This is a genomic window from Pseudarthrobacter sp. BRE9, assembly GCF_031844305.1.
GTDB lineage: Bacteria > Actinomycetota > Actinomycetes > Actinomycetales > Micrococcaceae > Arthrobacter.
The window spans coordinates 207,665-225,380 of the sequence record NZ_JAUZUY010000006.1; the positions used below are offsets into that span (position 1 = coordinate 207,665).

A 17,716-nucleotide genomic window follows, 5' to 3' on the forward strand; every position below is an offset into this window, starting at 1 on the left:
CCAGAATATCGGCGAAGTACCCCCATATTTGCCGGAACTCTCTGTCAGGCACGGCAGTTCTGTTAGTAGTCTGGAACGAACACACCCGCACGCCCACCAAGGGGCGAAGGCAGGCTTGCTGTCCCGTCCAGGTGAAACCCGGGCTGAAAGGTTGCCGATGGAACCCCACCGACGCACTGCCAACGATGGAAGCGCACCGAACCTTAACCTGGCCGGTGTCGCCGAGTCCGTCAGCCACCTGAACGGGCACCGGCCGGCAGCCATGGATTCGGCGTCCTTCCACGCCGCGGCGCAGCGCATTCTCACTACGGTCAATACGGTCATCGACGGCAAATCCGATGCTGCCAAGCTGGCGCTCACTGTCCTCCTCGCCCAAGGCCACCTGCTGGTGGAGGACGTGCCCGGCGTCGGAAAAACCCTGCTGGCAAAGACGCTCGCCCGGACCATCGACTGCACCGTCAACCGCATCCAGTTCACCCCGGACCTGCTGCCCTCGGACGTCACCGGCGTGTCCATCTACAACCAGGCCTCGAGGCTGTTCGAATTCCGGCCGGGTGCGGTCTTCGCAAACATCGTCATCGGCGACGAAATCAACCGCGCGTCCGCCAAGACGCAGTCCGCCCTGCTGGAGTGCATGGAGGAGCACCAGGTCACGGTGGACGGCACGTCCTACAAGCTCGATGAGCCGTTCATGGTGGTAGCTACCCAGAACCCCATTGAAATGGAGGGCACATATCCACTGCCGGAGGCCCAGCGGGACCGCTTTATGGCCAGGATTTCCATGGGCTACCCGGACAAGGCCGCCGAGATCCAGATGCTCGAAACCCACCAGGCGGTCTCGCCGCTGGCCAACGTCTCCCCCGTCGTCACCGCGTCCGACGTCGCAGCCATGACCGCCACCGTCCAGCAGGTGTATGTCTCAGAATCCGTGAAGGAATATACGGTGTCAGTGGGCCGGGCCACCAGGGAGAGCCCGCTGCTGCGGCTTGGCGCCAGTCCCCGTTCCATGCTGCAGCTTCTGCGTGCCGCCAAGGCCACAGCCGCCCTGGATGGACGCGATTTTGTCCTGCCGGACGACGTGCGGGACGTGGCCGAGGCCGTCCTGGCGCACCGCATCATCCTGGACCGGAAGGCGGCGGGCGCAGGCGAGACCCCGCACAGCGTCCTGCGGGGCATCCTGTCCCGGCTGCCCGTGCCCCAGGCCCACCAGGGGCAGCCAAACCGGGCCGCGGCTGCCGCCGGCAGCAGGAACCGCTAGGCGCGGACCATGGCCCTGCTGGACAAGCTTCCGCGGCACCTGTTCACCCGGCGCGGCTGGGGCATGCTCGCAGCCGGGGCGTTCACACTGGCAGCGGCCCAGGTCATGGGCCGCCGCGACCTCCTGACGCTGGCCCTCCTCCTGCTGGTCCTGCCGCTGGTCTCACTCGCCGGAGTCCGGCTGGTCAAACCGCGGTTCCGCGTCTACCGCGAATTCGACCCCTCCCCCGTTGAAACCTCCGTCCCGGCAACGGTCCACCTTGCGGTGGCCAGGACGGGCCCGGGCAGTGGACGCGTGGCCATGGAGGAGCGGCTGCCGTGGCACTTAGGCCAGGCACCTGTCTTCCGGTTCCCGTCCCGTTCCGCCACGGGCGGCACAAGCCGCTACGAGTACCACCTGACGTCCCGGCACCGGGGGCAGTTCAGGATCGGGCCGGTCACGGCGGAGTTCACCGATCCCTTCGGCCTCTCCCTGCACCGCCAGGCAATTGACGACGGCGACGTCCTCACCGTGACGCCTGCCGCCGTCGTCCTGCCTGCCGCCGGGCTGGCCGGAGCGCGCGGGAGTGACGGCGTCACCGCCACCCGTGTCAGGGCGAACCCCAGCGATGACGACATCATGACGCGAGAGTACCGGCACGGAGACCCGATGCGCAGGGTCCATTGGCCTGCCACGGCCCGGCATGGATCCCTGATGGTCCGCCAGGAGGAGTCCGTCACCACGCCTGAAGCCACCATCATCCTGGACCACCGTGCCGGGGCCTTCGGCGGTGGCCCCGGCACATCAATGCCCGGCCTGCCCGCCCCGGAGGGGCACCGACCGGCCACCAGCGACACCTTCGAGTGGTCCGTTGTCGCCGCCATGTCCCTCAGCGCGCACCTTGCCGAGCGCAACTACAGCCTTCGGCTGCTGGACACCGGCGGGGAACCGGCATTCCTCCACTCGCCCTCGTCCCCCGAACCGGCGGTGGAGGAATACAGCGGGGCATCCGGCCTGCAGTCCATAGCCGAAAGCCTGGCCGCAATCCACCTGTCCGGGCCGCCCCACCCCCGATGGGAGGGCATGCATCGGGACGGCATGCACGGGGACGGCGCGGCCAGGAACGTGGAGCGCCGCGGGGCTCCCGGAGTCCGGACGCCGGCCGGTGCGGAGCAGGGCCCGCCGGTCTTTGACGACCATCTGATGGACAAACTGTCCGCCCACCGAATGCGGGGGCCATTGATCGCGGTACTCGGACGCATTACCGCCGAGGAGGCCGGGGCGCTGGCACCGGCCGCGGCGTACGGCACCAACTCGTTCGCCATCCTGGCGGTGGAACGGCCCGCGGAGTTCCAGGATGTCCTGGAAGTGCTGCGTCAGGGCGGCTGGCGGGCGGCGGCCGTGGCGCCGATGACGCAGCTTGCCACCGCCTGGGGCCGGTTCGACCAGGAAGCGGCCTTGCCGGTGGCTCCGGCATCAGAGGTCCGGCGCGGAGCGGGGGTGGCCGAATGACCATGGCACCAGCCCGGCCAACGGGGACCGGGCATGACGCACAACCACGTCCCGAGATGCCCCCTGGGCGCATGCGCGCCGGCGCCTACCCCTGGGCCATGGCGGCATCCATCACCGTGGCCGTCTGCGGGGCTGCCCTGTCCTTGAACGGCGTCCTTCGGGGCTGGAACTGGTACTGGCCGGCGCTGACCACCGTGCTGGTGGTGGCGTTCGCCCTGGCCGCCCTGCGTTCCGTCCGCGCCCAGCCCCTGCTGGTCACCGCAGGCGGGTTCGTGGCACTGGGCGCCGTCCTGACACTGACGTTCTTCCGCGGCTCCAGTTTCCTTTGGGTGCTCCCCACCGGTGCCACCTTCCCGGATCTGGACCGGCTGATCCGGCGGGCCAGCGAGTCAGTCCTGGCAGAGACAGCGCCCGTGGCGCCCAACGCCGGGATCGTCATGGTGGTCTGCGCGGTGCTTGGCCTGGCGGTCATCCTGGTCGATGCACTCGCGGTGCCGCTGGGCATGCCGGCCGCGTCCGGGACAGGCCTGCTTGCCCTGCTGGTGGTTCCGGCCATGATCAAACCGCAGAGTGTGGGGATATGGAGTTTCGTTGCCACCGCAGCGGGCTACCTGTTGATCCTTGCCTGCAGCCAGTGGTTTGCCCCCGATGGCACATTGCAGGGCGGCTCGGCCCGAAGCCCGGGCCTGGTGCGCAGGGCAGTGCTGACAGGCGCCGTGGCCCTGGTGGCCACCCTGCTGTTGCCCCTGGCGATTCCCGGGTTCGACCGCGGCACGTTCCCGCAGGGCTCACGGCTCAATCCGTGGGGCGCCGCCACCGGCCTGAACCCGATGATCACGCTGGGAAACAGCCTCCGCACGCCGGACGGAAGCGGCCGGATCACCTACGCCACCAATTCGCCCAACCCCCTGTACCTGCGTTCCGTCACCGTGGACAATTTCGACGGCGATTCGTGGGGACCGGACGACCGCACCGCGTCAAGGGTGCCCCTTGATGGCCGGATCGACCCCGGTTACGCCGTCCTGGCCGACGAGCAGGTGCGGCTGGTGACAGCCATCGACGCCGGCTCCTTCACCAGTCCTTACCTGCCTGTCCCCTACGCGCCGGAAAACATCCGCGGGCTCGGCGGCCAGTGGACGTGGGATCCCGCGACGCTGAGCATCAAAGGCACCGATGCCACTACCCGGCGGCAGGAGTACCTGGTGACCTCGGCGGTGCCCAAGCTGTCCGCTTTGCTCCTGGCCCAGTCCTCAGCGCCCGTACGGGATATCCCTGACATCTTCACCCGGATTCCGGGCAACGTCCCGGACATCGTCAAAAACACCGCACAGACCGTCACTGGAGCTGCGGGGACGCCATACCAGAAGGCCATGGCCATCCAGAAGTACCTGCGCTCTTCGGAGTTCACGTATTCGCTGCAGTCTCCTGTGCAGGGTGGCTACGATGGCAACGGCCTTTCCGTCCTGGCAGACTTCCTGCAGCAAAAGAGCGGTTACTGCATCCATTACGCCTCGGCGATGGCGGTCATGGCCCGGCTGGAAGGAATACCCAGCAGGATCGCCGTGGGTTATGCCCCCGGCCGGTTGACCGGCGCCACAGTCACGGTGGCCGGTCAAGGCGCCCTCCCGGAATATGAGGCGGATGCGCGCGACGCCCACGCCTGGCCGGAGCTGTACTTCCAGGGCTTGGGCTGGGTGCCGTTCGAGCCGACGCCCTCGCGCGGGGTGGTCCCGGATTATGCCACCGATGCCTCGACACCGTCCGTGGCAGAGTCCCTGGGCAACAACGACGGGCTCATCCCCGACACGGCCCCGGTCCCCGCTGCATCCCCCAGCGCAACAGCGCAGGCCGTCCCCGGCGCAGGCGGCAGCAACAGCGGCGAGGGCCCGCAACTGATGCCGTGGCTCCTTGGTGTGGCCGCCGTGGCGGGCCTGGTTCTCCTGGCGGCCGCCCCGCACCTGGTCCGTGTGGGCACCAGGTCACGGCGGCTGCGTCCAAAGCGCCAGGATCTGGCCGTCCCACTCGCGTGGAGCGAGATCAGCGATCTTGGCACCGATTACGGACTGCCCGCCGCGGACAGCGAAACCCCCAGGGCATACTCGGCCCGCTTCCGCGCTGAACTGCTGGGGGAGCCTGCCGGCATGGACCAGGACGCGCACCAGGCCGTGTCGTCCTTCACCTCGGCGTTCGAACAATACCGATACGGCCGCCCGGGCGGTGACGGTTCCCCCGGGACAGGTACCGGCATGGCGGTACAGGATATTGCTGCCGGGGTTGTCGCCGTGGAGGCGTCGCTCCGGGCAAATGCGACCATGCCCAGGCGCCTGGCCGCGGCGTGGCTTCCGCCGTCGGTCACCCGCCGGATGGGCCTGCTGCTCAGGACACCGTTCAGCGCGGGCGGCAGGGCCGTCCGCAAAGCGGTGCACGCTGCCGAAGGCTTCCGGCCCGCCCGCCTGGCAGCAGGAGGGCAGCCAACAGCAGGAGGGCGTTCCAGCGCAGGGGCGGACGACGGCGGACGCAGGGCACGGCAGCGTTAAACGGCATGTGCCGGCCGGGGAAGCCCCGGCCGGCACATGCGGGCTGCGAAACCGCCGGGGCTAACCGGCGTAGGGGTCGGCGATGCCGATGTATTGGGTGTAGAGGTACTCCTCGATGCCTTCCAGGCCGCCTTCACGTCCCAGGCCGGACTGCTTGACGCCGCCGAAGGGAGCAGCGGCGTTGGAGATGACACCGGCGTTCAGGCCGAGCATGCCGGTTTCGAGTTTTTCGCCCATCCGGATGCCGCGGTTGAGGTCCTTGGTGAAGACGTAGGCCACGAGCCCGTATTCGGTGTTGTTGGCCAGCCGCACGGCATCGTCTTCGCTGCTGAAGGTGATGATCGGGGCGACGGGGCCGAAGATTTCCTCGGACAGGATCCGGGTGCCTTCGGTGACGCCGGACAGGATGGTGGGCTGGTAGAAATAGCCCGGGCCCTCCACCGGTCCGCCGCCTAGGACAGCCTTGGCGCCGGAGGCGACGGCGTCGGAGACGAGTTCGTGGACCTTGTCCCGGCTCTTGGCGTCGATCAGCGGGCCCACCTTGGACTCGGGCTCGGTGCCGCGGGCGGTGGTCATCTCCTTCATCTTCGCGGCGAACTTCTCCGCGAACTCACCGGCGACGGATTCGTGGACGATGAAGCGGTTGGCTGCGGTGCAGGCTTCACCCATGTTCCGCAGCTTCGCCAGCATGGCCCCGGTCACGGCGGCGTCCAGGTCGGCGTCCTCGAACACCACGAACGGCGCGTTACCGCCGAGCTCCATGGAGGTCCGCAGCACGGTTTCGGACGCATCGGAAAGCAGGCGGCGGCCCACTTCGGTGGAGCCGGTGAAGGACAGCTTGCGCAGGCGTGAGTCCTTGATCAGCGGCCCGGTGGTGGCACCTGCCGTGGACGTGGGGATGACGTTGAGGACACCGGCGGGCAGGCCGGCTTCCTGCATGACGGCGGCGAACAGCTGGGAGGTCAGCGGCGTCAGGTTGGCCGACTTCAGCACCATCGTGCAGCCCGCGGCGACGGCCGGGGCGATCTTGCGGGTGGCCATGGCCAGCGGGAAGTTCCACGGGGTGATCAGCAGGCAGGGGCCCACCGGCTTCTTGGTGACCAGGAGGCGGGACTTGCCGTCCGGGGAGACCGAGTAGCGGCCGAAGGCACGGACAGCCTCTTCAGAGAACCAGCGGAGGAACTCGGCGCCGTAGGTCACTTCACCGCGGGCCTCTGCCAGCGGCTTGCCCATTTCCAGGGTCATCAGCAGCGCGAAGTCTTCTGCACGTTCGGTGACCAGGTCAAAGGCCCGGCGGAGGATCTCGCCGCGTTCGCGGGGCGGAACCTTCGCCCAGGATTCCTGGGCAGCCGCAGCAGCATCAAGGGCCGCAGCTCCGTCTTCGGGACCGGCGTCGGCAACGCTCAGCAGCACCTTGCCGGTGGCGGGATCCTCGACGTCGAACGTCTTGCCTGATGCGGCGTCGCGCCACTCACCGTTGATGAGCAGTCCGGTGGGAACGGAGGCCAAAAGCCGGGTTTCGCGCTCGGCGGTAACGGCCGGCTGTGCAGTGACAGTCACGATGACTCCCTCGTCAGTAAGGTTGTGGCAGCCCGTCGCCGCGGCCGGAGTGACCGGGATCATGGGGCTTATTAACAGCCAGACTACTGCGGGGCACTCCTATGGTCTACGCCGTTGCGCACTGCGGAATCCGGGCTTCGCTGTGCACCTGCACAGGCGCCGGAGGTGGCCCGTGTATTGGTTACCGGGCGGCAAGGACAGCGGAGTAGAGCTCCCGCTTGCTGACCCGGACGTCCTCGGCCACGGCGGCCACGGCCTCCTTCAGCCGGATGCCCTGGGCCACCAGCTCATTGACGGCCGCCACGTGATCCTCCGGCGTGCCGGCCGGCTGTTCAGGTGCCCCGCCGAGCACTACGGCGATCTCGCCCCGGACCTCCGTCTCCTCTGCCCACTGGAGCAAATCGCCCACGGTCCCGCGGATGACTTCCTCGTACGTTTTGGTCAGTTCCCGGCATACAGCGATGGGGCGGTCCGGCCCGAACCTCTCACGCAGCGCACGCAGCATCGCTTCCAGCCGGTGCGGTGCCTCGAAGAACACCATCGTGCGCCGTTCCCCAGCAAGATCCGCCAGCCGGGAGGCACGTTCGCCGGCCTTCCGGGGAAGGAATCCTTCGAAGCAGAACCGGTCCGTGGGCAGGCCGGACAGCGCCAGGGCCGTGAGGACCGCGGAGGGCCCCGGAACCGCGGTCACGGGAAGTCCCGCCGCGATGGCGCCCTCCACCAGCCGGAAGCCGGGATCGGAGACCGCCGGCATCCCGGCGTCAGTGACCATGAGCAGCGTGCTGCCGGCACGCACCTGGTCCAGGAGCTCGGAGGTCCTGGTGGCCTCATTGTGTTCGTGGTAGCTGATGACCCGGCCCGCCACGGCAACGCCGAGGCTCTGGACCAGACGGTGGAGGCGCCGCGTGTCTTCGGCGGCCACAATGTCCGCGGTGCCCAGCAGTTCCACCAGCCGGGCGGAGGCATCTCCGGTGTTCCCGATGGGAGTGGCGGCGAGGACGATCCGTCCCGTGGTCGCAGGGCCGGGTTCGGAGAGGGGGCTGGGGTTCGGGTCCACCCACCAAGCCTACTGCCGCCGGGTCTTCCAGCCGCAAAAGGTAGCATGGGGCTCGTGACGCAGACCTCGACGCGGCCCACGGGGCCCGGGAAACCCGACGCGGCGGGATCCCCCGCCGGAGCCGGGGCAACTGGAACGGAGACCGGCGGGAAGCCCGCCCGGCCCTGGATCAGCCGGCCGGATGAGGCGTTCACCGCCGAGGCACTAAGGGAAAGGCTCATCGGCGCCGGCACGTCCTGGCGGGACTATCCGCCCTCGCTCCGGCTCTGGTTCATCCTGGTCCCGGTCCTGACGTCGGTGGCCGGCGGCATCCTCCGGTTCGTCCGCCTCGAAGTGCCGCACAAGCTGGTATTCGACGAAACCTACTACGTCAAGGACGCCTACTCATACCTCGTGAGCGGCTATGAACGCAGCTGGCCGGAGAAGGCAAACGATTCCTTCAACGCCGGCAATCCGGACGTCCTGCTGAACACACCCGAATATGTTGTCCACCCGCCGGTGGGCAAGTGGATGATCGCGGCGGGCATGTGGCTGTTCGGGCCGGAGAATTCCTTTGGCTGGCGCTTCGCGGCAGCCCTCACCGGCACCCTCACGGTGCTGCTGGTCTGCCTGGTCGCCCTGAAACTGTTCCGCTCGCTTCCGCTTGCGGGCGCCGCGGGACTGCTCCTCGCCGTCGACGGCCACCATCTGGTGATGTCCAGGACGTCCCTGCTGGACGTCTTCCTGACGTTCTGGATCCTTGCCGCCTTCGGCGCCCTGCTGATGGACCGCGACGACGGGCGCCGGCGCCTGGCCGCGCGGCTTGCCCGGACCGCTGCCGCCAACGGCGGACAGCCCCCGGCCGGCGCGCTGCTGTCCGGGCCATGGCTGGGCGTGCGCTGGTGGCGGCTGGCCGCCGGGGTCTGCCTGGGCCTGGCGGTGGGCACCAAGTGGTCCGGCCTGTTCTTCCTCGCCGGGTTTGGCCTCCTCACCGTGCTGTGGGACCTGAACGCCCGGCGGGTGGCGGGCCTCCGCGGCTGGATCAGCGGCGGCGTGATCAAGGACGGGATTCCCGCATTCACGGCATTGGTGCCCGTGGCAGCAATTGTTTACTCCGCGACCTGGACGGGCTGGTTCCTATCGGACAACGCCTACTTCCGCCACTGGGCTGAGACCAACCCGTCAGCGGAGTGGGGCTGGCTGCCCAACTCCGTCCGGTCCCTTGTCCACTACCACCTGGAAGCGTACAAGTTCCATCAGGGACTGAGCTCCGAGCACCCCTACCAAGCCAGCGCCTGGAGTTGGTTGGTGCTGGGACGGCCGACGTCGTTCTTTTATGAGTCCCCGCCCCAGGGCACTCCGGGCTGCAATGTGGAAAAGTGCACCTCCGCCATCCTGTCCGTCGGGAACCCGCTGATCTGGTGGGCGGCAGCCATTTCCCTGGTGGTGCTGCTGTTCTGGTGGGTGGGGCGCCGGGACTGGCGGGCCGGGGCTGTGCTGGCCGGCGTGGGCGCGGGCTATCTGCCGTGGTTCATGTACCCGGAGCGGACCATGTTCTACTTCTACGCGGTGTCCTTTGAACCGTTCCTAATCCTGGCGCTGGTGTACTGCCTGGGGCTGGTCCTGGGCCGGGCCTCGGATCCGCCGTGGCGCCGGCGCTCCGGGATGTACCTGGTAGTCCTGTTCCTCGCGGCGGCAGTCCTGCTGTCAGCGTTTTTCTACCCGATCTGGGCCGCGGAGGTCATCCCCTACGTTGACTGGAAGGTCCGGATGTGGATGCCGTCCTGGATCTAGGGCAGGATGGCAGCAGAGACCTGAAGGAGCCGCTGCCGCGGCGTGGCAGCGGAAACGGAGGCCTGCTGTGAGAGAAGCGAGCACGGAACTGCTGGTTGAGCTTGACGCCGACAGCAACGTGACTGACCTGCTGCTGGAGCAGCATGCCGCCAACGCGGCCCGCGCCCTTTACCGGCGGAAGGGCCCCAACGGCTGGGTGGATGTTACCGCCCGGAAATTCCTCCAGGACGTCAGTGCCCTGGCCAAGGGGCTCATCGCCGGGGGCCTGGAACCGGGTGACACCGTGGCCGTCATGTCCCGCACCACTTACGAATGGACGCTGGTGGACTTCGCCATCTGGTTCGCCGGGGGCGTCACGGTGCCTATCTATGAGACGTCCTCCGCAAGCCAGGTGGAGTGGATTATCCGGGATGCTGGGGTCCGCCGTGTCTTCGCCGGCGACCGCGCCACGGTGCAGCTGGTCAGCGGAGTGGTGGCCGGTTCCGCTGGGCTGGCCGACCGTCTGGTCCACGTCGTGCGGATGGATTACGACGGCGAGGCCCCGGACCTTGCCAGCCTCGCCGCTGCCGGCACCGGGGTCAGCGATGCGGAGCTGGAGCGGCAGCGCAGCCGCGCAGGGCTGGCGGACCTCGCCTCATTGGTGTACACGTCGGGCACCACCGGCAAGCCCAAGGGGTGCGAGATCACGCACGGCAACTTTGCCCTGGTGGCCAAGAACATCGTTGCGTTCCTGCCCGAAATCCTGCAGAAGGACCAGGCCCGTACCCTGATGTTCCTGCCGCTGGCCCACGTGCTGGCCCGCGCCGTCCAGGTGGTCTGCCTTACTGCCGGTGCAACCCTGGGACATACCCCGGGAGCCGCCCAACTCCTTGAGGACCTGGAAACCTTCCGGCCCACCTTCCTGCTGGTGGTGCCGCGCATTTTCGAAAAAGTCCGGGCAACGGCCGCGCATAAAGCCGCTGCGGCAGGCAAAGGCAGGATCTTCGACGCCGCGGCAGCTGCGGCCATCGAGTACTCGCGTGAACAGGACCGGCACAGCCGCGGGGACGGGCCGGGCCCGGGCCTGCTCAGCCGGATCAGGCATGGAGTGTTTGACCGGCTGGTCTACCCGCGGCTGCGCCAGGCTCTGGGCGGCGAGGTGGGGTACACGGTGTCCGGCGCCAGTCCCCTGGCATCCGAGGATGCCCATTTCTTCCGCGGCGTGGGCATCCCTGTCCTGGAAGGGTACGGGCTGACCGAGACCACGGCGCCGTGCACCGCCAACACGCCCTCCCGCACCAAGGTGGGAACAGTGGGGATCCCCATTCCGGGCACCACCATCCGCGTGGCCGAAGACGGCGAAATCCTGGTCAAGGGAATCGGTGTGTTCCGGGGCTACCACGCCAATCCGGAGGCGGACGCCGAGGCGTTCGTGGATGGCTTCTTCCGCACAGGAGACCTTGGCGAGCTCGATAAGGACGGCTTCCTCACTGTCACAGGACGCAAGAAGGACCTCCTGGTCACGGCCGGCGGCAAGAACGTGGCCCCCGGACCGCTGGAGGAGAAGATCCGCAGCCACCAACTGGTGGGGCATGCCGTGGTGGTGGGTGACGGCAAGCCGTTTGTGTCAGCCCTGCTGACCCTGGACCCCGAGGGCGTTGCCAACTGGCGCTCTGAGCGCGGCCTGCCCCCGCTCCCCCTCAGCGAAGCCGCGGACGACCCAGAGGTCCTGGCTGCCCTGCAGCAGGCGGTGGACCTGGCCAACCTGACGGTGTCCAAGGCCGAGTCGGTGCGCACGTTCAGGCTGCTGGACGCTGAGTTCACCGTGGAGTCCGGGCACCTGACACCGTCCCTTAAATTGAAGCGCTCAGCGGTCGTTCAGGAGTTCAGGGCGGAAATCGCCGGAATCTACGGCTGATCCACCTTTTCCTGCCGAACCTTTTTCTGCCCGGTCTTTTTCTGCTCCGCCTTTTTCTGCTCCGCGTTCTCCTGATTTGCCTTGCCCGGCTTTGCCTGCGGCGCAAGGCCGCGGCGCCGGCGCGTGGGCCAGGTGAGCACCAGGGTCACGATGGATGCCACAAGCACCAGGCCCGCGATGACGATGCCCGCGTCGATCCAGAACTGGCTGGGGAAGAGCCGGATCAGGGTGTCGTCCAGGCTGAAGGTCCAGGATCCTTCGGCGAAGAAGACCCGGTGGAATTCAGTGAAGAACTGCTGCCAGCCCAAAGCCGCCAGCGTACCGAGGCCCAGGATCAGGGCCAGCGTAATGATGGAGCCCGCGAAGAGACCGCGCCGGATCCCGCCGGTGCTGCGCCTGCGCAGGTACAGGATGGCGATCAGTGCAAGGAGGAGAAGCACTGCACCGGCACTAAGGGTGGACAGGATGACCGCCTTGACGTCCGCCATGTGGCTGACTTCGCCGTCCTTGAAGAGCTTTTCGCCGCCGCGGTGCACCAGGTCGCCCAAGTACCGGGGGCCGGCCCAGTTGCTGAGGTAGTCCACGGCGTACGAGCCGTACGTCATCCTGTCGTCGGTGCTGAAACCGTATCCGTCACCGGGGAAGCCGGGACGGTTGTACTCCACCCAGAGGAAGAGCGGGCTGGTCACCGCCCGGACGGCCAGGATCAGCAGGATCAGCGGGTAGATGATGGCCAGCAGGACCTGCATGACACGCGGCGCCACTGGCTTGGCATTGGCGGCGCTTTCGCGCTGGGCGTTGCGGCGCTCCACTTCCTCCTCCGGGGGACGGACGTGCAGTGCTGAGGTGGGAAGAGGTTCCTTGAAGACCGGCGATCCGGCGCCGGCGCCGGACTGATGGGCGGAGGGGACTGCAGTGGACGTTCCCGCCGCGGCCGTGCGGGTGGTGGTGACGGCGGAAGAGCCGGGGGTGGAGGACCCGGCAGTGGCGGAGGAACTGGCAGTTGTGGACCCGGCAGTGGCGGAAGATCCGACGGCGGCTTCCGCCGCCTTGCGGTCCGCCCGGCTTCCAGGCTGGGCTGTTATGGTCTCTGCCGCTGCTTCACTCCGGCCGGCTTTTTCTGCGCCAGGCTCATCCAGGCCGGAGTTATCCCGGCCGGACTTGTCTCCGGCGGGCTTGTCCCCGGCAGGTGTGTCCGCGGAGGGTGTGTCCCCGGCGGCGGCCGTCAGCCAGGAAAACGCGGGCTCGTCGGAATCCCCGGACGTGTCCAGGAAAGGCTCCGGCTGCGGCGCGGCGCTTTTGGCGCGGGCCGGTGTCTCGTCATTCACAGCAGCGTCACTTCCGTTGGGTTCCGCACCGGTCCACAGCAGCCGGTGCGATTCATTCTGCAGACGAGCCTACCGTCCGGAAGTTCCGCTGGGCGAGGAACCACCCCGGCAGGATTACAACGATTCAGGCAGCGATTTCCGTGTACCCGGCATCTTCGCGGCGGAGGTCCCCACGCTCCCCGTCCATGAAAGCGCGCCTGCCCCACACCAGGACATACACCCAGTACGTGGCGAGAACCGCCGCCCCGATGCCGATCCTGGCCCAGGCCGGGAGCGGGCTTGGGGTGACAAACCCTTCCACCAGGCCCGAGACAAAAAGCACCGCCACGAGCCCCAGGGCCACGGTGATCAGCGACCGCCCTTCCTCCGCCACGGCGCGGCCCCGGGTCCGCGGCCCCGGAGAGACCATCGCCCAGAAGATCCGGAGGCCCGCGGCGGAGGCAACAAAGACGGCGGTGAGCTCCATCAGCCCATGCGGCAGGATATAACTGTAAAAGACGTTGGATTTGCCGGCGGAGGCGAAAATGCCGGCAGCAATGCCCACTCCCTGGGCATTGCTGAACAGGATCATCGGCACCCAGACCCCGGTGATCCCGAGGGCCACCGCCTGCGCACTGATCCAGGCATTGTTGGTCCAGACAGCACCGGCAAAGGATGCTGCCGGGTTCTCCGAGTAGTAGTTGATGAAGTCTTTGTTCACGTACTGCGCGGCAGCGGTTTCTGAAGCCACGGCCCTGAGCGCTTCGGGGGACGTCCCGATCCAGGCGGCGTACGCGGCGGCGATGAGCACGAAAGCCGTGCCGCACGCCACGGTGAGCCACGTCAAGCGGTACAAGGCCGCCGGCAGGGCCACGATAAAGAATCTTCCCAGGTCTGCCATGGCGTTGGAGCGGACACCGGTAAAGCGGGTCCGTGCCTGGGCCAGCGTGGCCGAGAGGGAGGCGGACAGCCCGCTTTCCGGGGCGACGGAACGGACCATCGACAGGTGGCCGGACGTGGACTGGTACAGCGCCAGCAATTCATCGGCCTCGGCACCGGTGAGCCTGCGTTTGCCGGCGAGTTGCTGCAGGCGCGCCCACTTGTCAGCATTGACGGCGGCGAAGGCATCCATGTCCACGGCTACAGCCTAGCGTCCGGTATTAGACTTTGACCGTCTGCACATGTGATGGTCTTCATCCTTGGAACCACCGGCTGCGAAGGGCAGGGACACCGTGTGAGCCCGATAATCACCGGCGAGGCAGTGGTCCTCGAACTCCGGCCGGCGAGCTTCGCCGCGCGGGCCCTGGGCCTTGCCGTCGACGTCGTCGTCCACCTGGTCCTGCTCGTGCTGATCATGATTGGCCTGTCCGCCGCCGGCGCGGACCTTGATGAGGCGGCCGCGCGGGCACTCGGCCTGGCCGCCGTCGTATTCTGCCTGGTGGTAGTGCCGGTGGGCGTCGAGACCCTGGGCAGGGGCCGGTCCCTGGGCAAGCTGGCCACGGGCCTGCGGGTGGTCCGCGAAGACGGCGGCGCCATCCGGTTCAGGCACGCGCTGATCCGCGGACTCACCGGATTCCTCGAAATCTATCTGACGTTCGGCGGGCTTGCCCTCGCCGTGGCGCTCTTCAACGACAAGTCCCGGCGGCTCGGCGACCTGCTGGCCGGCACCTACGCTGTCCGCAGCCGGATTCCTGCCGACCAGGCCATCCTGGTTTTGGTTCCACCCCATCTGCAGTCATGGGCTGCGGCGGCGGACATTGGCCGCATCCCGGACGCCACGGCCCGCAGGGCCACCCAGTTCATCCGCCAGGCGGGCCGGATGGCACCACTGTCGAGGGCAGGCATGGCGGAGGCAATCGCCGTGGAACTTTCCGCCCACGTTGCCCCGCCCCCGCCGCCGGGAACGGGCGCCGATGACTACCTCGCCGCCGTCGTCGCTGAACGGCGGAACAGGGAGTTCACCAAGCTGTCGCTGTTGCGCCGGCGGACCACCGGGACGGCGCAACGGCTTCAACGGCTGCCGTTTGGCACCTGACCTAGTTGTCGTACTCGCTCCACGGGATGTTCCAATCGCCGAAACCGTCGGTGTTAGCCGCGAAGTCACCCTCGGTGTTGATGATCTGGACCACGTCACCGGTTCCCATGTTGTCAAACACCCAGGCCGCCCCGTCGGGCAGGAAGCCGATGCATCCGTGGGACACGTTGGCGTTCCCGATGAACGGGTAGGCCGACTCGAGGGCCTGGTGGATGTAGGCGCCGCTTAAGGTGAGGCGGATGGTGTATTCCACGTCAGCCTCGCCGTAGTAGGCAGGATCGTCCGGTTTCAGGCCAATGCTTGCCGCCCTGAAATGGTCGTAACGGTTCTTCTCCATCAGCACCGCGTATCCCCTTGCGGAGGGGAATCGCTTATCCCCCATGCTGACGGGCAGGGTCTTGACAGGCTGGTCGTTGACGCTGAGCGTGAAAGTGTGCGCGGTGGCGTCGGCAACGGCAACCTTCTTGTCTCCGATCGAGACGTTCACCTTCTTGTTGAAGTTGGCGATCTGGCCGTTGCCCAGGTCAACACCGAAGAGCTGCATGTCCATGGTGACGGTGGAGTTCGCCGCCCAGAAGTTCTCGGGCCGGTACCGGACCATGGTGTCGCTGTACCAGTGGAACGCTCCGGCCTGCCCTGCCGTGGTGGTGATCTTGATGGCCTTTTCCACAGCGGCACGGTTGGTCACGGGCTCGCTGAAGATGATCTGCAGTGGCTGTCCCACGCCGACCTTCATGCCGTTCAGGGGGTAGATGGCGGCGTCTGCCTCGTGTGAACTCGTCACCGTGTTGAAGGACTGCGTGGTGCTGGTCTCGCGCCCCGCGGCGTCCCTGACCACGTAGGTGTAGCTGTACTCGGTGTTGAATTGCAGGGGCCCTGTGGCGGACCACGCCGTCCCGCTGGCGTCGATGCTGCCGTCCACGGTCTTCCCTGCCGTGCTGGCGAGGGTGACGCGCTGGATTGTCCCGTTGCCCACTTTCAGGGAAACCGGGGCTGCCGGGTTCACCTGTTTGGCACCATTGGCCGGGACCGCGTCAAGGGCCACCGGCGGCACCACCGGCGAAGCGATGCCCGGGGATGTCCGCAGCGCGGAACCTGCTTCGGATTCAAGCGGTCCACCGGCGAGGCCCGGGGCGACGGCGGCGAAAACCCCGCCCACGGCAGCCAGGACACATACGGCAGCCACGGCGAGGATTTTCTTGGCAGTCCTCCGGCGACGGGGCTTTACATCAGGCTCCATGTTTTCGATCCTACGTGCAGAAAATAACGGCCCGGGCGCTCCGTGGCGCCCGGGCCCTCACGTCTCAGTAACGATAATGCTCGGGCTTGTACGGACCGGCGACGTCGATGTCCAGGTATTCCGCCTGGTCCTTGGTCAGTTCCGTGAGTTCAACGCCCAGGGCGTCCAGGTGCAGCCGGGCCACCTTTTCGTCCAGGACCTTGGGCAGCACGTAGACCTTGTTCTCGTACTCGTGCTGGTCCCGCTTGGTCCACAGCTCGATCTGCGCAATGGTCTGGTTTGCGAACGAGTTGCTCATGACGAAGGACGGGTGGCCGGTGGCGTTTCCAAGGTTGAGCAGCCGGCCCTCGGACAGGACGATGATGGAGCGCTCCGTGCCGGTGCCTTCATCAAAGACCCATTCGTGGACCTGCGGCTTGATTTCGACCTTTTTGACACCGGGGATGCGGGCCAGGCCGGCGATGTCGATTTCGTTGTCGAAGTGGCCGATGTTGCCCACGATGGCCTTGTTCTTCATGCCGGCCATATGCTCGGCCAGGATGACGTCCTTGTTGCCGGTGGTGGTGATGAAGATGTCGCCCTGCGCCAGGACCGATTCCAGCTTGGCCACCTGGTAGCCGTCCATGGCGGCCTGCAGCGCGCAGATGGGGTCGATCTCGGTGACGATGACGCGCGAGCCCTGGCCGCGCAGCGCTTCCGCCGCGCCCTTGCCGACGTCGCCATAACCGCAGACGACGGCGACCTTTCCGCCCATGAGCACATCGGTGGCCCGGTTGATGCCGTCGGGCAGGGAGTGGCGGATGCCGTACTTGTTGTCGAATTTGCTCTTGGTCACGGAGTCGTTGACGTTGATGGCCGGGAAGAGCAGCTTGCCCTGGTCAGCCAGCTGGTACAGGCGGTGGACACCAGTGGTGGTCTCCTCGCTGACGCCCCTGATTGTGGCTGCAGTCCGGGTCCACTTCTGGGGATCCGCCGCCAGGGAGCGGCGCAGCACGTCGAGGAAAATGCCGTATTCCTCGGAATCCTCGGGATCGGCGGAGGGCACGTTGCCCACGGCCTCGAACTCGACACCCTTGTGGACCAGCATGGTGGCGTCTCCGCCGTCGTCCAGGATCATGTTGGGACCCAGTTCAGGGTTGGAGTCGGCGCCGGGCCAGGTAAGGATCTGCTCGGCGGTCCACCAGTACTCCTCAAGGGTCTCGCCCTTCCAAGCGAATACCGGCACGCCCTGCGGGTCGTCGACGGTGCCCTTGCCCACCACCACGGCGGCCGCGGCCTCATCCTGGGTGGAGAAGATGTTGCAGGAGGCCCAGCGGACCTCGGCGCCCAGCGCGGTAAGGGTCTCGATCAGCACGGCGGTCTGCACTGTCATGTGCAGGGAACCGGCGATCCGGGCACCCTTGAGCGGCTGGGTGGGGCCGAACTCCTCGCGGAGGGACATCAGGCCGGGCATTTCGTGCTCCGCAAGGCGGATCTGGTGCCGGCCGGCTTCCGCCAGCGAGATGTCGGCAACTTTGTAGTCAAAAGTCATGGATGGTCCTTTGCTTGGTCCGGGTCCTGG

At 67.4% G+C, this 17,716-nt stretch carries 12 protein-coding genes; 6 read left to right on the forward strand and 6 right to left on the reverse strand.

The window, feature by feature from the left end; all coding sequences use genetic code 11:
- Nucleotides 1-157: 157 nt before the first annotated feature.
- Genes Q9R31_RS13250 through Q9R31_RS13260 form a run of 3 tightly spaced genes read left to right on the forward strand, consistent with a single transcriptional unit; the run spans nt 158 to nt 5,286 of the window.
- Nucleotides 158-1,258 (forward strand): MoxR family ATPase, encoded by a 1,101-nt coding sequence (locus Q9R31_RS13250; protein WP_311263186.1) that lies wholly within the window; start codon nt 158-160, stop codon nt 1,256-1,258.
- 9 nt (nt 1,259-1,267) lie between these two features.
- Nucleotides 1,268-2,749, forward strand: coding sequence for a DUF58 domain-containing protein (locus tag Q9R31_RS13255; RefSeq protein WP_311263187.1), 1,482 nt, complete (start codon nt 1,268-1,270; stop codon nt 2,747-2,749).
- Complete coding sequence (locus tag Q9R31_RS13260; RefSeq protein WP_311263188.1) at nt 2,746-5,286, forward strand: DUF3488 and transglutaminase-like domain-containing protein; 2,541 nt, start codon at nt 2,746-2,748, stop codon at nt 5,284-5,286. The genes Q9R31_RS13255 and Q9R31_RS13260 overlap by 4 nt, the downstream gene beginning before the upstream one ends.
- Before the next feature lie 60 nt (nt 5,287-5,346).
- Here Q9R31_RS13260 and Q9R31_RS13265 read toward each other — a convergent pair whose 3' ends face one another.
- The gene (locus Q9R31_RS13265) at nt 5,347-6,846 is read right to left on the reverse strand and encodes an NAD-dependent succinate-semialdehyde dehydrogenase (protein ID WP_311263189.1); all 1,500 of its coding nucleotides are present in this window, start codon (nt 6,844-6,846) and stop codon (nt 5,347-5,349) included.
- Between the two features lie 181 nt (nt 6,847-7,027).
- The gene (gene rsmI, locus Q9R31_RS13270) at nt 7,028-7,903 is read right to left on the reverse strand and encodes a 16S rRNA (cytidine(1402)-2'-O)-methyltransferase (protein WP_311263190.1); all 876 of its coding nucleotides are present in this window, start codon (nt 7,901-7,903) and stop codon (nt 7,028-7,030) included.
- Nucleotides 7,904-7,948: 45 nt separating this feature from the next.
- On the opposite strand from rsmI, the gene Q9R31_RS13275 reads away from it, so the two are divergent.
- Both Q9R31_RS13275 and Q9R31_RS13280 read left to right on the forward strand, forming a co-directional pair.
- Nucleotides 7,949-9,676 (forward strand): phospholipid carrier-dependent glycosyltransferase, encoded by a 1,728-nt coding sequence (locus Q9R31_RS13275; RefSeq protein WP_311263191.1) that lies wholly within the window; start codon nt 7,949-7,951, stop codon nt 9,674-9,676.
- 67 nt (nt 9,677-9,743) lie between these two features.
- Nucleotides 9,744-11,573, forward strand: a complete 1,830-nt coding sequence (locus tag Q9R31_RS13280; RefSeq protein WP_311263192.1) for an AMP-dependent synthetase/ligase — start codon at nt 9,744-9,746, stop codon at nt 11,571-11,573.
- On the opposite strand, the gene Q9R31_RS13285 is transcribed toward Q9R31_RS13280, so the two are convergent.
- On the reverse strand, nt 11,564-12,901 hold the full coding sequence (locus tag Q9R31_RS13285) for a TIGR01906 family membrane protein (protein ID WP_311263193.1): 1,338 nt from the start codon (nt 12,899-12,901) through the stop codon (nt 11,564-11,566). The two genes, Q9R31_RS13280 and Q9R31_RS13285, sit on opposite strands and share 10 nt — an antisense overlap.
- 124 nt (nt 12,902-13,025) lie before the next feature.
- Nucleotides 13,026-14,018, reverse strand: coding sequence for a stage II sporulation protein M (locus tag Q9R31_RS13290; RefSeq protein ID WP_311263194.1), 993 nt, complete (start codon nt 14,016-14,018; stop codon nt 13,026-13,028).
- Between the two features lie 96 nt (nt 14,019-14,114).
- On the opposite strand from Q9R31_RS13290, the gene Q9R31_RS13295 reads away from it, so the two are divergent.
- Complete coding sequence (locus Q9R31_RS13295) at nt 14,115-14,915, forward strand: RDD family protein (protein WP_311263195.1); 801 nt, start codon at nt 14,115-14,117, stop codon at nt 14,913-14,915.
- 1 nt (nt 14,916) lies between these two features.
- Here Q9R31_RS13295 and Q9R31_RS13300 read toward each other — a convergent pair whose 3' ends face one another.
- Both Q9R31_RS13300 and ahcY read right to left on the reverse strand, forming a co-directional pair.
- Nucleotides 14,917-16,155, reverse strand: coding sequence for an Ig-like domain-containing protein (locus Q9R31_RS13300; RefSeq protein ID WP_311263196.1), 1,239 nt, complete (start codon nt 16,153-16,155; stop codon nt 14,917-14,919).
- A gap of 64 nt (nt 16,156-16,219) precedes the next feature.
- Nucleotides 16,220-17,686, reverse strand: a complete 1,467-nt coding sequence (ahcY, locus tag Q9R31_RS13305; RefSeq protein ID WP_311263197.1) for an adenosylhomocysteinase — start codon at nt 17,684-17,686, stop codon at nt 16,220-16,222.
- Nucleotides 17,687-17,716 lie beyond the last annotated feature (30 nt).

Bases quoted from the DNA above. Each gene is read 5' to 3' on its own strand.
- Q9R31_RS13250 (WP_311263186.1), top strand. From the start codon at position 158: ATGGAACCCCACCGACGCACTGCCAACGATGGAAGCGCACCGAACCTT.
- Q9R31_RS13255 (WP_311263187.1), top strand. From the start codon at position 1,268: ATGGCCCTGCTGGACAAGCTTCCGCGGCACCTGTTCACCCGGCGCGGC.
- Q9R31_RS13260 (WP_311263188.1), top strand. From the start codon at position 2,746: ATGACCATGGCACCAGCCCGGCCAACGGGGACCGGGCATGACGCACAA.
- Q9R31_RS13275 (WP_311263191.1), top strand. From the start codon at position 7,949: ATGGGGCTCGTGACGCAGACCTCGACGCGGCCCACGGGGCCCGGGAAA.
- Q9R31_RS13300 (WP_311263196.1), bottom strand. From the start codon at position 16,155: ATGGAGCCTGATGTAAAGCCCCGTCGCCGGAGGACTGCCAAGAAAATC.
- ahcY (WP_311263197.1), bottom strand. From the start codon at position 17,686: ATGACTTTTGACTACAAAGTTGCCGACATCTCGCTGGCGGAAGCCGGC.